The organism is Acidobacteriota bacterium, assembly GCA_016196035.1.
Classification (GTDB): Bacteria; Acidobacteriota; Blastocatellia; order RBC074; family RBC074; genus JACPYM01.
The window spans coordinates 24365-38644 of record JACPYM010000064.1 but is presented as its reverse complement, the minus strand read 5'-3'; the positions used below and the strand labels follow the sequence as shown (position 1 = coordinate 38644).

At 61.2% G+C, this 14280-nt stretch carries 7 protein-coding genes; all 7 read left to right on the top strand.

Annotated features, from left to right (window positions below; all coding sequences use genetic code 11):
• The first annotated feature begins 330 nt into the window (after positions 1-330).
• The 7 genes from HY011_19365 to HY011_19335 all read left to right on the top strand — a co-directional run bounded on the left by HY011_19365 (position 331) and on the right by HY011_19335 (position 14221).
• Positions 331-3378 (top strand): hypothetical protein, encoded by a 3048-nt coding sequence (locus HY011_19365; GenBank protein MBI3425101.1) that lies wholly within the window; start codon positions 331-333, stop codon positions 3376-3378.
• Positions 3362-4024 carry a response regulator transcription factor gene (locus HY011_19360; GenBank protein ID MBI3425100.1) on the top strand — a complete coding sequence of 221 codons (663 nt, stop codon included), beginning with the start codon at positions 3362-3364 and terminating at the stop codon, positions 4022-4024. Before HY011_19365 ends, HY011_19360 begins: the two co-directional genes overlap by 17 nt.
• Before the next feature lie 247 nt (positions 4025-4271).
• Positions 4272-4679, top strand: coding sequence for a response regulator (locus HY011_19355; protein MBI3425099.1), 408 nt, complete (start codon positions 4272-4274; stop codon positions 4677-4679).
• Positions 4680-4710: 31 nt separating this feature from the next.
• Positions 4711-11091, top strand: coding sequence for a putative Ig domain-containing protein (locus HY011_19350; GenBank protein ID MBI3425098.1), 6381 nt, complete (start codon positions 4711-4713; stop codon positions 11089-11091).
• Positions 11092-11341: 250 nt separating this feature from the next.
• Positions 11342-12277, top strand: coding sequence for a cobalamin-binding protein (locus HY011_19345; GenBank protein ID MBI3425097.1), 936 nt, complete (start codon positions 11342-11344; stop codon positions 12275-12277).
• On the top strand, positions 12274-13326 hold the full coding sequence (locus HY011_19340) for an iron ABC transporter permease (GenBank protein ID MBI3425096.1): 1053 nt from the start codon (positions 12274-12276) through the stop codon (positions 13324-13326). The genes HY011_19345 and HY011_19340 overlap by 4 nt, the downstream gene beginning before the upstream one ends.
• A gap of 109 nt (positions 13327-13435) precedes the next feature.
• Positions 13436-14221 (top strand): hypothetical protein, encoded by a 786-nt coding sequence (locus HY011_19335; protein MBI3425095.1) that lies wholly within the window; start codon positions 13436-13438, stop codon positions 14219-14221.
• Positions 14222-14280 lie beyond the last annotated feature (59 nt).

The following is a 14280-nucleotide window of genomic DNA, read 5'->3' as shown; positions in this document are numbered from 1 at the left end:
CGCGCTTCTGCCCTCTGCGGTACTCAAACTGGTTCAAACACAATGTATCAACGAAGACTCGCATTAGTGGGATGGGCCCCGTTTTATTTCGTGATGTGGTGCTGGCTGCTCAATGTGGTGGCGCAGGCGCAGTACCGCTTTGACCAATGGATGGCGGACAACGGGTTGCCGCAAAACGCCGTTCACGCACTGCTTAAAACGCGCGCCGGCTATTGGATAGTGCGTGCCGCTTTTTTTGGTTGCAGCTATGATTCTCCGCCGCGATTGGCGCGCGCCCCAATCGGGGATATACATCGGCACTCACAGATCACAAAAGACGGCAGGCTGAGCATGTCCATCACTCAAATCATCTTCCTGATGTTGCTGCCCCTCGCGCAGGTGGCGGCGCAAGCCCTCCCGACACACTATGCCCAAACCAACTGGACGACCGAGAACGGCCTGCCGCAGAACACGATCAGCGCTATCTGGCAAACGCGCGCCGGCTATCTCTGGCTGGGCACGTTGGGTGGGCTGGCGCGGTTCGATGGGGTGAAATTCACGGTCTTCAACGCGACCAACACCCCTGGATTACGCAGCAATCGGATCAGTTTCCTTTACGAAGACCGGGCAGGCGCGCTCTGGGTTGGCACGGACAGTGGCGGCCTCACGCGTTTCCAAGCCGGAGTTTTTACCGCTTACACCACTGCGCAGGGGTTATCCAACAATACTGTTTATGTGATCACCGAGGATCGGCAGGGAGACTTATGGATCGGCACGGATGATGGATTGTCACGTTTCAGTCACGGTCAATTCAAAAACTACGGCGTAGCTGACGGGTTGCCGGACAAGGCCGTTCATGCGCTGGCCGAAGACCGCGAGGGCCATTTGTGGGTCGCCACGTCCGGCGGCTTAGCCCAGTTTCGCGCTGGTGTATTTGCGGTTGAGGCGGTACAGCAGCAGGCTGGGAAAAATGCAGTGCCGCCGATTCAATCGCTGTGCGTGCGGCGTAACGGGAGTCTGTGGGCGGCAGCAGGCCAGTATGTGGCGCAAATCCTCAATGGGAAATTTGAGCCGCCGACGCTGCTTGATTGCGGCGGAAACGTGCGCCAACTCTATGAAGATGCGGCAGGCATGCTGTGGGTGAACGGTTTTGGCGGAGTCGGGTTGCGCCAGGTGAGCGGCGGCCAATGCCGCCCGCATCCGCAGCAGCAGAGCCTGCCGCCCTTTACCGTCTGGGGTTTTCACGGCGACCGCGAAGGCAATTTCTGGATCGGCACCAATGGTGGCGGCCTCTTCCGCTGGCGCCGGAACCGTGTGGTGACTTACACCACCGACGATGGATTGCTCAGCAACAGCCTGCTGCCAATCGTTGAAGACGGCGCGGGCGCGCTCTGGCTCGGCACGCTGGGACGCGGCGTCATGCGCTGGCAAGCCGGACGCATCACCCCTTTCACACGCCAGGAAGGCTTGCCCGGCGACAGTGCGCGCGCGTTGCTGATTGACCGCGCGGGCGATCTTTGGATTGGTTTGGAAAACACGGTGGTTCGTCTCAAGCCCGGGCCCAAAGACGGAATCAAGGACGGGCAATTGACCAGCTACACCGCCGCGCAAGGCTTGCCGCCGGGCAACGTGTGGGCGCTCTATCAGGATCGCGCGGGCGAGATTTGGATCGGTTCGGCGAATGGGTTGAGCCGATTGCACAATGAGACGATCACTACTTACCGCACGACTGATGGTTTAGTGAACAACAGCGTGCGTTTCATCACGGAAGACGGCGCGGGCGCGCTCTGGCTGGGCACGGTCGAAGGCTTGAGCCGCTTTCAAGCAGGGCGCTTTACCAACTACACCACGGCGCAAGGCCTTTCACACAACTTTGTGCGCGCCATCCACATAGACCGCGATGGCAGTTTGTGGATCGGCACGTATGGCGGCGGCCTCAATCGTTTTCGCAACGGCAAGTTCGTCGCCATCACGACCAAAGACGGACTCTTTGACGACAACGTCTCGCGCATCATTGCCGATGAACACGACAACTTCTGGATGAGCGGCAATCGCGGCATCTATCGCGTGAGCCGTCAGGAACTCAACGATTACGCCGCTGGCAAGCTCTCGGCGTTCACTTGCGTTTCTTACCGCGCCGCCGACGGGATGAAGAGCAGCGAGACGAATGGTGGCGGACAGCCCGCCGGCTGGCGCGCGCGCGATGGCCGGCTCTGGTTTCCGACCATTGCCGGAGTCGCGGTGATTGATCCGCGCGAGATCAATGCGCTGCCGCCGCCCGTGGAGATTGAGCAAACGATCCTCGACCGGTCGCCCGTCAAGGCGCTTGAAAAGATTGAAGTCGGGCCGCAGCACCGTGATCTGGAGATTCATTACACGGGCTTGAGTCTGGGGCTGCCCGAGCACGTGCAATTCAAATATCAACTCGAAGGTTACGATCGCGACTGGGTGCAGGCGGGCGAGCGGCGCGTGGCCTATTACGCGTCACTGCCGCCGGGCCAGTATACGTTTCGCGTGACGGCAGCCAATGCCGACGGCGTCTGGAACAGCGCAGGCCGCCGTTTGCTGATCGAAGTCATCCCGCCGTTCTGGCGCAGGTGGTGGTTTGTGTCGCTGATGCTCGTGGGCGTCGCAAGCCTGGTGTGGTCAGCGCATCGTTGGCGGCTCGCGCTGGTCGAAAAAAAGCATGCCCAGCAGCAAGTCTTCTCACAACAATTGCTCGAATCGCAGGAACGCGAACGCCAGCGCATCGCTGCCGAATTGCACGACAGTCTGGGGCAACGCCTGATCGTCATCAAAAACTTGGCCTTGCTGCTCTTGCAAAACAAGTTCAGCCCCACGCAAACGCAAGCGCAAATCGGCGATATTTCCGCAGAGGCTTCGCGGGCCATTCACGAGGTCAAAGAAATCTCCTACAATCTGCGCCCCCACCAGTTAGAACAAGCCGGACTTACCAAAACATTGCACGGTCTGGTCAAGCAGGTCGCGCACGCTTCGGGCATTGCAATTACTGCCGAACTCGATCCGCTCGATGGCGTGTTCGCGCCCGCCGACGAAATCAATGTTTACCGCATCGTGCAGGAAGGCTTGAGCAACATCGTCAAGCATTCCGGCGCGACCGCCGCGCAACTCGTGATGCTGCGCAAAGACGCGCACGTCGAATTGACGTTGCAGGACAACGGACGAGGGATGGCGGATTGGGGATTGCAGATTGCAGATTCGCAGATGCCTTTCAATCCGCACTCCGTAATCCGCAATGCCCAATCGAAAGGTTTTGGCTTGACCGGCATCGCCGAGCGCGTGCGCATGCTCGGCGGCACGTTCGCGCTCGAATCCACGCCGGGCGCGGGCACACGTTTGCAGATCAACCTGGCATTGAAACATGAACCAAGCGCCTGACATTCGCCTCGTGATTGCCGACGATCATCCGATTGTGCGCAGCGGCTTGCGCACGATCATCGAAACCGAGCCGCGTTTGCGCGTCGTTGCCGAGGCGGGCGACGGCCCCACCGCGCTCGCCGCCATCGCGGAGCACCAGCCCGACATCGCCATCCTCGATGTGAACATGCCCGGCTTGAGCGGCTTTGAACTGCTGCGCCAACTGCGCGCGCGTCAGTCCGCCGTGGCCGTCATCTTCCTGACCATTCACAGCGATGAAGTGATGTTCAACGAAGCCCTCGATCTGGGCGCGCTCGGTTACGTATTGAAAGAGAGCGCCGTCACCGACATCGTCGCCGCCGTCAAAGCCGTCGCGGCGGGTCATCCGTTCGTGTCTTCGGCGCTCACCGGTCACTTGTTCAACCGCACGGCGCGCGCCGCCGGAATGGCCGAACACAAACCCGGCCTCGGCGATCTGACCGCCACCGAACGCCGCATCCTGCGCCTGATCGCCCAACAGAAAGAAAGCAAAGACATCGCCGAAGAATTAACCATCAGCTACCGCACGGTCGAAAACCACCGCGCCAACATCTGCCGCAAGCTCGCTCTGCACGGGCACAATGCGCTGTTGCGGTTTGCGTTGGAACATAAATCTGAATTGCTGTGACACCTGGGTACGCACCGCTTCCAGCGTGCGGTCTCGGCGGCAGACAGACTGATGCCGGAGGGTTGTCCTACGGTATCAGTCTGTCTAACGCCACGCCCGCACGCTGGAAGCGGTGCGTACCCAGGTGGCCGCATGAGTGGTACCACCTATGCCAACTGAGTGGTAGCCGCTATATCTTCCCCACCCGCCTTTCCGCATAGTTCCCCTCGTTCATCGGCAAGCCCGCCGAGATCACATACGACAAGTCATGAAGCTGTTGATCGTCGAAGACAATCCTGCGATTCGCGCGTTGCTGCGGCGCATCGCCGGGCCGCTGGCCGAGGCCGTTTACGAATGCGCGGACGGCGCGGCGGCGCTGGCGGCCTATCAACAATACCAATTGAGCGCGGCGGATTGGGTGCTGATGGATATTCAGATGCCGAACGTCAACGGCATCGAGGCGACGCGGCAACTCAAGGCTGCCCAGCCCGAAGCCCACGTTTGCATTGTCACGCAATACGACACGGCGGAATGGCGCGAAGCGGCGCGGGCGGCGGGCGCGGCGGGCTTTGTCGAGAAAGAGAATCTGCTGGCGCTGTGGCAAATCCTGCCCGCGCCAGCCACGCCGGCGGACGAGGCTGCGGGCCAGGCGTCACGCGGCAGCCGGTTTCCCTGAAAACAAACACACCCCAACCGGGAGGAACCTGATGAAATCGCAACCAACGAGACGCAATGAATTGTTCGGCAACCTGCGACGGCGCTTAAGCAAGTGGCTCCCGGCGGTGCTGTGCTGCGTGCTGCTGAGCGGCGGCTGGTGGGGCTTGCGCACCACGCACGCGACGGCGACTAGCGCGGCGGCGCTCGCCTGCACCACCAATCCCGTTGTGATGAACGGCAACGACAGCGGCGCTGGCAGCTTGCGGCAGGCGATTATAGATGCCTGTCCGGGCAGCACGATCACCTTCAGCGTCAGCGGCACGATCACGCTCGCTTCGACCCTGCCTCCCATCAACAACGACCTGACGATTGACGGCACGGGGAGGAGCATCATCGTCAGCGGAAATAATTCCGTGCAAGTGATGATTGTCAACAGCGGCAAGGCGCTCACGTTGCTGAACCTGACGATTGCGAATGGCAAATGTGGATGCCGCGGCGGTGGCATCGTCAACTTTGGCACGCTGACTGTGACCAACAGCACCTTCTCCGGCAATAGCGTAGGCAATGGCGATGGCGGTGCCGACGGCGGCGGCATCGAGAATGACGGCGGCACGGTGAATGTGACCAACAGCACTTTCACTGGCAATAGCGCCTACGGTGGCGGCGGGATTGAGAATAGGGCTGGCACATTGAATGTGATCAACAGCACTTTCTCGGACAATAGCGCCCGGCTTGGCGGCGGCATCTACAACCGCAGCACGGCGAACGTGACCAACAGCACCTTCTCCGGCAATAGCCTGGCAGACCTCAACTTTACCGGCGGCGGCATCCTCAACGATAGCACGCTGAACTTTGCCAACACCATCATCGCCAACTCATCGAGGGGCGTTGATTGCGCGAACTTGGGCACCATCGGCACCAACAAGAATAATCTGGTGATGGATGGCTCGTGCTCACCTGCCCTCAGCGGCGATCCGAAACTTGGCCCGCTTCAGAACAACGGTGGGCCGACGCAGACAATGGCACTGCTGCCGGGTAGCCCAGCCATTGACCTGGGCGACAACTGCGTCGTGCAGAATCCCGGTTGTCTGAGCACGCCGCTCACCACCGATCAACGCGGTGCGGGTTTCCCACGCAAGGTCGGTAGCGTAGTAGACATCGGCGCGTTCGAGGTCGGTTCGTGTGTGACTAATCCCATCGTCACGACTACCGCCGACAGCGGCGCGGGCAGCTTACGGCAAGCGATTGCCGATGCCTGTCCGGGCAGTGCGATTACCTTCAATCTGCCCGCCAACAGCACGATCACGCTGACGTCGGGCGAATTGGTGCTTGACAAGAACCTGACGATTCAAGGGCCGGGCGCGAATCTGCTGACGATCAGCGGCAACAACGCCAGTCGTGTCTTTGACATTCCTACAGACGTCACGGCAACGCTGTCTGGGCTGACGATTACGAATGGCAATGCGGTGGGGAGTGGCGGCGGGGGAATTTGTAATCAAGGCACGCTGACGGTGCGCGAGTGTCTGGTTTCTAATAGCAGTGCCGATAATCATGGAGGCGGCATCTTAAATACTAATCTGCTGACCGTGGTGAATAGTACCATCGCCAACAACCAGGATACCGCCGATATAGGCGGGATTGATAGTCATGGCACGGCCACTATCAGTAATAGCACCATCACCGGTAACAGTGGGTCGGGAATTGCTGGTGAAAGTGGGGCAATCTTGCTCACGGTAACGAACTGCACGATTACCAACAATGCAGCCGGCGGTTTCGGTGGGGGGATTTTCAAGAATTCTGGTATTGGCAATATCAAAGGTACCATCGTTGCGGGCAACACAGCAGGGCTCGGAGACCCGGATGCTTTTGGAAGCTACGTGTCACAAGGTTTTAACTTGATCGGCCAGAACGATTCCAGCACCGGCTTCACGAACGGCGTCAATAACGATCAAGTCGGCACGAGTGCGAATCCGCTCCCGGCGCTGCTCGCGCCGCTGGGCAATTACGGCGGCCCGACGCAAACGCACGCCTTGTTGCCCGGCAGTCCGGCCATCAATGCGGGCACGAGCAGTGGTGCGCCCGCCACCGATCAGCGCGGCATCAACCGCGTCGGCAACGTAGACATTGGCGCGTTTGAATCGCGCGGCTTCATGCTCGCCATTATGAGCGGCAACAACCAGACGGCGGCGCCCACCGCGCCTTTTGCCAATCCGCTGGCCGTCGCGGTCAGCAGCAATTTCAATGAACCGGTGCAAGGCGGACAAGTGAGCTTCACCCCGCCCGGCAGCGGCCCCAGCGCCGTGCTGAGCAATAGCGCGGTCACGCTGCCCGCGAATGGGCAAGCCAGCGTGATGGCGACGGCCAATGCGCTGTCTGGTGCGTATCAGGTGACAGCGGGTGGCGCAGGCATGAACCAGGTCGCCTTCGCCTTGAACAACTTCTGCGTCAGCAATCCCGTGGTCACGAATCTGAATGACAGCGGCCCCGGCAGCTTGCGACAGGCGATTGCCGATGCCTGTGTGGGCAGCACGATTACCTTCAATCTGCCCGCCAACAGCACGATCACGCTGACTTCCGGCGAGTTGGTGATTAACAAGCACCTGACCATTCAAGGGCCGGGGGCAAACCTGCTGACCGTCAGCGGCAACAATCAATCGCGCGTGTTCCAAATTGTCGAAGCCCCCCTGAATGTGACGCTGTCAGGACTGACGATTGCCGCTGGCTACCACAAAACGCCCGACGTGGTGAGCGCTGCTTCGTTTGTCGCTGCTGAACGCGCTTATGGCGGTGGTCTCTACGATCAAAGCTCGGGCACTGTGAATCTGACCGACTGCGTGCTGACGGGGAATCGCACACAGGGCGGGAATGCCACCGGCAGCAATAGCGAAAGTGTCGTGTCGGGAGAAGGCTTCGGCGGAGCCATTGCACAGCGCGGCAACGGCGTGCTGAACATCAACGGCTGCCGCTTTACCAATAATTATGCTTTCACCGGCACCGCCAGTGGTGGCAGCAATAACTTCGCCTTTCCCAGCCAGGGCGGAGCCATTAACTGTGATGGGACGCTCAACCTCAGCCAATGTACCTTGTCCGGCAATTCCGCCCTGAGGGGAGGCGCAATCTATCAAACGGGTTCTATGACCCTCGCGGCCAGCTCCATCTACAACAACGAAGCGAGGGATAGCGGTGGCGGCGTCGACGATGAAGGAACAGCTTCGACCATCATCAATACGACCATCAGCGGCAATCGTGCGGTGTTTGATGGTGGAGGCATTCGATCGCGCTCCCGCAATCGCACCATCACGAATTGCACGATCACCGATAATCACGTCGACGGCCAACTTGGCTTTGGCGGCGGCGGTCTTTTCGGCAACATCAATCCCCCGCTCCAACTCAAAAATACGATCATTGCCGGGAACACGGCGCCTGCGTCCCCAGACTTGCAAGATTTAGTGACCTCGCTGGGGAATAATCTGATCGGTGACGGTACCGGGGCGAATGGCCTGACGAATGGCGTGAATGGCGATCAAGTCGGCACCCCTGCCGCGCCGCTCGACGCCAAACTCGGCCCGCTCGCCAACAACGGCGGCCCGACGCTCACGCATCGCCTGTTGCCCGGCAGCCCGGCGATCAACGCGGGCACGAGTAGCGACGCACCCGCCACCGACCAACGCGGCGTCGCGCGTCCGCAAAACGGCGCGTTGGACATCGGCGCGGTCGAGTCAAATTACGTGCTGGCGGCCACGAGCGGCACACCACAAACGACCATCCCCGGTACGCCCTTCGCGGCACCGTTGCTGGCGACGCTGACCGAGAATGGCTTGCCGCTCGCCAATGTGCCGCTGACTTTCAGCGCACCAGGCAGTGGCGCAAGCGCTACTTTCCCCGGCGGCGCGACCGTCAACACCAACGCGCAAGGCCAGGCCAGCGCGAGCGCCGTAGCGAATCTGGTGCCTGGCAGTTACGCCGTGCAGGCCGCCGCGACAGGCCTGCCGCCCGCCTCGTTTGCCCTGACGAATGCTTGCCCGACGATCACGCTGGCCGCGTTGCCACAAGCCACGGCGGGAGTATTGTTCAATGCGGCGTTGAGCGCGAGTCCGGCGGGCGGCAATTATCAATTCAGCAGCGCGAATCTGCCTGGCTGGTTGACATTGGGCGGCAATGGCAGCTTGAGCGGCACGCCGCCTGCCGCAGGAACGTTTACATTCAATGTGAGCGTGACCGGCTTCGGCCAGTGCCAGCAGAACTTCTCCGTAAGGCTGACGGTGGTTTGCCCGGCCATTACGCTCACGCCTGTGAATCTGCCCGCCGCGACGATCAACACGGCGTATCCAACCACGCTCAGCGCCAGTCCGGCGGGGGCTTTCAGCTTTGCGCTGACCGGCGGCCTGTTGCCGGCGGGGTTGACGCTGAACAGCAATGGGACATTCAGCGGCGCGCCGACGCAAAGCGGGGTGTTCAATTTCCGCGTGACCGCGACGGCTTTCGGGGCGTGCAGCGGGTTCCGCGATTACGTGTTGCTGGTGGAATGTCCGGGCGTGACGCTCAGTCCCGCGAGTTTACCGGGCGGCACGGTGGGCACGGCGTATAACCAAACCGTCAGCGCGAGTCCGGCGGGGAGTTATAGCTACAACGTGAGCAGCGGCGCGTTGCCGCCGGGGTTGACGCTCAATGCCGCGACCGGCGTCATCAGCGGCACGCCGATTACGAATGGCACGTTCAACTTCCGTGTGGCGGCGACCAGCGGTAGTTGCAGCGGCGCGCGCGATTACACGGTGACGATGGCCTGTGCTGGCGTCACCATCACCACGACGACTTTGCCGGCGGGCACGGCAGGAAACGCCTATGCACAAACCATCAGCGTCACTTCGGTGGGAAGTTACAGTTTCGCGCTGGTGACGGGCAACTTGCCGAGCGGCTTGACGCTCAACGCGACGACCGGTGTGCTCAGTGGCTTGCCCACGGTGACCGGTAGCTACAGCTTCACGCTCAGGGCTACGGCGGCCAATGGCTGCGTGGCGACGCAAAGCTACACGCTGGTGGTGGGCTGTCCATCCGTCACACTGGCCGCGTTGCCCACACCAACGCTCAACGCGGCATATAGCCAAACCGTCACGGCGACACCAGCGGGCGGCAACTATGCCTACGCGGTCAGCGGCGGCGGCTTGCCCGCAGGCTTGGTGTTGAACGCGGCGACGGGCGTCATCAGCGGCACGCCGACCGTCGCTGGTGCGTATAGCTTCACGCTCACGGCGACGGGCTTCGGCGCGTGCACGGGCAGCCGTGTTTATAGCGGTACCATTGCAGGCAGCAGTTGCCCGGCGATCACCTTGTCGGCTTTGCCGAACGGTCAACCGGGGCGGCTTTACAACCAAACGGTCGCGGCCACGCCGAGCGGGAGTTACAGTTACGCCGTGACGGCGGGCGCGTTGCCGGCGGGGCTGACCTTGTATGGCGCGGCGGGCTTGCTTTTCGGCTATCCGGCGGTGACAGGCACCTACAATTTCACGCTCACGGCGACGGATGCGAATAACTGCACGGGCACGCGCGCCTACACGCTGAACATCAGCAACGCGCTGGCGGCGCTGGCCATGCAAGCGGATTACGATGGCGACGGCAAAGCTGACCCGGCGCTCTGGTCAGCCAGTGATGGTATGTGGCGCATCAGCCAGAGCAGTACGCAACAAACTGTGCAACAAAGCTGGGGCACGGCGGGCGATGTGACCTTGCTGGGCGATTACGACGGTGACGGCAAGAGCGACTTAGCGGTGTTCCGGCCCAGCGACGCGACGTTTTACGTGAAGCGCAGCAGCGACAGTGGCTTCCTCATCAGGCAGTGGGGCTTGAGCACGGATGTGCCGGTGCCGGGCGACTATGACGGCGATGGCAAGACTGACATCGCTATCTGGCGGCCCAGCGAGGGCAATTGGTACGTCTGCCGGAGCAGCGATGGCAACATTGATGTCACGAACTGGGGCGCGGGTACTGCGCCGTACAACGACGTGGCGGTGCCGGGCGATTACGACGGCGATGGGAAGTCTGATCTGGCCGTGTTCCGGCGCGCGAGCGGGACGTGGCTGGTGAAACGCAGCAGCGACAGCAAATTCATCGTCAGGCAGTGGGGCGTGGGGGCGGATGTGCCGGTGGCGGCGGATTACGATGGCGATGGCGTCACGGATTGCGCGGTCTGGCGGCAGGGCACATGGTACATCTGGCAAAGCGCCAGCAATCGCTACCGGTTGGAGAACTGGGGCACGAGCGCGGCGCCCTACTACGATCAAGCCTTGCCGGGGGACTACGACGGCGATGGCCTGGCCGACTTGGCTGTTTGGCGGCTGGCCACCCAAACCTGGTATGTAAAAGGCTCCGAGCAGGGCGTGGTGATCACCAAAAACGATGGGCTGGCCGAAGCCAGACCTGTTGGGTTACGGTGAGCAGACACGCCATTTACAGCGCAAAACAGACGGGCAGGTCATGGGCGGCTTGCCCGTTTTGTTTTAGCTGGCTGCTGCTTTTACCGTATGGGTTACTGGTAGTGTGCGACCAGACCCCGACAACGACCAGGCCGAAGACTGTGCCCGATTTTCCGCTTGCCAGTCCGTCGCGCCGGGGCCAGTTGGCTTGCGTTGACGGGTTTCCGAAGCGCGTGCTACGGTGCGCCCTCGTTTTCAGTGGATGCCCGTTATGTTCAGCATTATTCAGCATTGTCAGCAGTGGTTGGTTTGCGTCGCCGTCTTGCTCAGTTGCGCAAGCTGCCGCCCCGCGCCGTCAGTCAGTCAGGCCGGACGCCACGTTTTCACCGACGAACTCCAACGCCAGGTTGCCGTGATCGAAAACCCGCAACGCTTGATTTCGCTCGCGCCCAATGTGACTGAGATGCTGTTTGCGTTGGGGCTGGGCGACCGCGTGGTCGCCGTGACCAGCTATTGCGATTTCCCGCCGGCGGCCAAAGCCAAAGAGAAAATCGGCGACACTCTGCAACCGAATCTGGAGCGCATCATTGCTTTGAAACCAGACCTGGTCATCGCTTCGACGGCCAGTCAGGTGGAGCGGCTGACGCGGCAACTCGATCAACTCAACATCCCGCTGTATGTGACCAACCCGCGTTCGGTGCGCGATGTGGCAGTCGCTGTGCGCCATCTGGGCGAAGTCACCGGCGCGCAAACCGCCGCGCAAACATTGGCCGATCAATTGGCCGCGCGCATCCAGGCGGTGGAAGCGCGCAACGCGGACTTGCCCAAACCGCGCGTGCTGTTCGTGTTGCAACTCGCGCCGTTGATTACGGTGGGGCGCGATACATTCATCAACGATTTGATCACGCGGGCCGGGGGCGTTTCGATCTCCGGCGAAGAAAGCGCCGACTATCCGCAATTTTCGCGCGAAGCCGTGATCGCCCGCGCGCCCGAATTCATTGTTGCGCCTGAAATGCACGGCGACGGCGCGATTGGCGAAAGGGAATTGAGTGTAGCCTTCGCAACGACGCCTGCCGTGCGCAACCAACGCATCGTGCGCATTAGTCCTGATCTGACCAGCCGCCCCGGGCCGCGTTTGATTGACGGATTAGAGCAACTGGCGAATGCGCTGCATCCACCGGCAGCCGTCGCGCCGAAAACGCCATGAACCCCGCTTCAACTGCCAAGCAAGAGACTCGCGCCTATTTGACGCGGCGGCGCGCAGTGCTGGTGTTGACCACGCTGGTGCTGGCGTTGCTGGGGATGACATTGCTTGCGCTCACGCTCGGCCCGCAGCCCATTGCGGCAGGTGTTTTGATTAAAGGCCTCGCCGCCACCTTGTTTGGACAGCCCGCGCAGCTTTCGCCGGAGCACGCCGCCATCATTTTTGACGTGCGCCTGCCGCGCATCGGGCTGGCGTTGGCTGTGGGTGCCGCGTTGGCGTTGGCGGGCGCGGCGTTTCAGGCATTGTTGCGCAATCCGTTGGCCGATCCGCACGTGCTGGGCATTTCCAGCGGGGCGGCGTTGGGCGCGATTGCCGGGATCGTCTTTGCACAACAGCTTGGCGTGAATTTGTTGTTGAGCCGTTCGGTCTGCGGGTTTGCGGGCGCGTTGTTGACGAGCATCGCGGTTTACCGCCTTGGCCGCCGCGAAGACGACCCGGCGCGGTTGGTGCTGGCGGGCGTGATCGTCTCGGTGTTTCTGTCTTCGTTGACGGTACTGACGTTGGCTTTGGTGAATGACGTGCAATTGCGCAGCATCACGCTCTGGCTGCTGGGCGATCTGGCCAGTGGCACGGTGGAGGGTTTGTTGTTCGTAGCGGCCACCGTGGTGGTGTGTGGCGCGCTTTTGACGACCCAGGCGCGCGCGTTGAATTTGCTGATGATCGGCGAACGCGATGCCTTTGCCCTGGGCGTAGAGACAGCGCGCGTGCGCTGGCTGGTGTTTGCGGCAGCTTCATTATTAACAGGCGCGGCGGTCTCCACCAGCGGTTCGATTGGTTACGTAGGCTTGCTGACGCCGCATCTGGTGCGGCTGGCGGCGGGCGCGGACAATCGGCTGGCGCTGCCTGCTTCAGCACTGGCAGGCGCCTTGCTGGCCTTATTCGCCGATACCATCGCCCGCACGGCTCTGGCGCCGCGCGAATTGCCGACGGGCGCGATCACTGCTTTGTTGGGCGCGCCGTTGTTTATCTATCTTTTATTGCGGAATCGTTGAAGCGCTTCAAGGTGGCAGGAAATACGCGGGCTTGACAACCACGAAGAGCGCCCGCTATTTTGCCGCTTTCCTCATCGCCCCATTATTTCATCTGTAAGGAGTCACAACATTGGCAAAAGGGCAAGCACGTCAGTTAAAGAGCGATCCGTTGATGGATCAATACGTCAAAACGACCGGCTGGGTGCAGGAGCGTTCGAAACCGATTGCGAATTATTTGATCATCGCCGCCGTCGTCATCGCGCTGGCATTAATCGCCTGGTTGATTATGTCGCGGCGCTCCGCCAATGCGGCTGAATCGCTGGCTGAGGCTTTCCGCGTCAACGATGCCATCGTCGCCAATCCGGTCCCGCCGGGCGCGACGGGTTACGCCTTCACTACGCAGGACGAAAAGCATCACAAGGCTTACGAAGCGTTTACCAAGGCCGCCAATGATTACCCGTCGCAAAACGGCGAACTGGCGGGTTATTACGCCGCGACGCATCAACTCGCCTTTGAGCCTGAAAAAGCCGAAGCGACTTTGAAGCAACTGGCGGGCAACAATTCCGCTGTCGGGGCGCAGGCGCGCATGGCCTTGGCGGGCCGTTACGAAGCGGCGGGCAAGTATGATGAAGCGCTGGCCGAATACAACAAGCTCAAAACGAATCCGGGCGAACTCTCGCTGCCGCTAATCAAACTGAAGATCGCGCGCACGCTGGAAGCCTCGGGCAAGAACAAAGAGGCCGCCGACCTGCTGTTTGAAATCGCGAGCGACAAAGATGTACGCACCACCAGCGTCGGCACCGAGGCGGTTACGCGTTTGACCGTGCTTGATCCGGAACGGGTTGAAAAGCTGCCTGCACCTGAGACCAAACCTGGTTTGGGTGGTGGCGGCGGCATGCCGATTTCGATTCGCTAGTGGCCCGCGCGCATTTGCCAAATTGTCAGGACGAGTGACGAATCGGCTGATTCCTCACT

Coding starts and splice junctions, on each gene's coding strand:
- HY011_19340 (MBI3425096.1), top strand. CDS start 12,274: ATGAACCCCGCTTCAACTGCCAAGCAAGAGACTCGCGCCTATTTGACG.
- HY011_19360 (MBI3425100.1), top strand. CDS start 3,362: ATGAACCAAGCGCCTGACATTCGCCTCGTGATTGCCGACGATCATCCG.
- HY011_19345 (MBI3425097.1), top strand. CDS start 11,342: ATGTTCAGCATTATTCAGCATTGTCAGCAGTGGTTGGTTTGCGTCGCC.
- HY011_19355 (MBI3425099.1), top strand. CDS start 4,272: ATGAAGCTGTTGATCGTCGAAGACAATCCTGCGATTCGCGCGTTGCTG.
- HY011_19365 (MBI3425101.1), top strand. CDS start 331: ATGTCCATCACTCAAATCATCTTCCTGATGTTGCTGCCCCTCGCGCAG.
- HY011_19350 (MBI3425098.1), top strand. CDS start 4,711: ATGAAATCGCAACCAACGAGACGCAATGAATTGTTCGGCAACCTGCGA.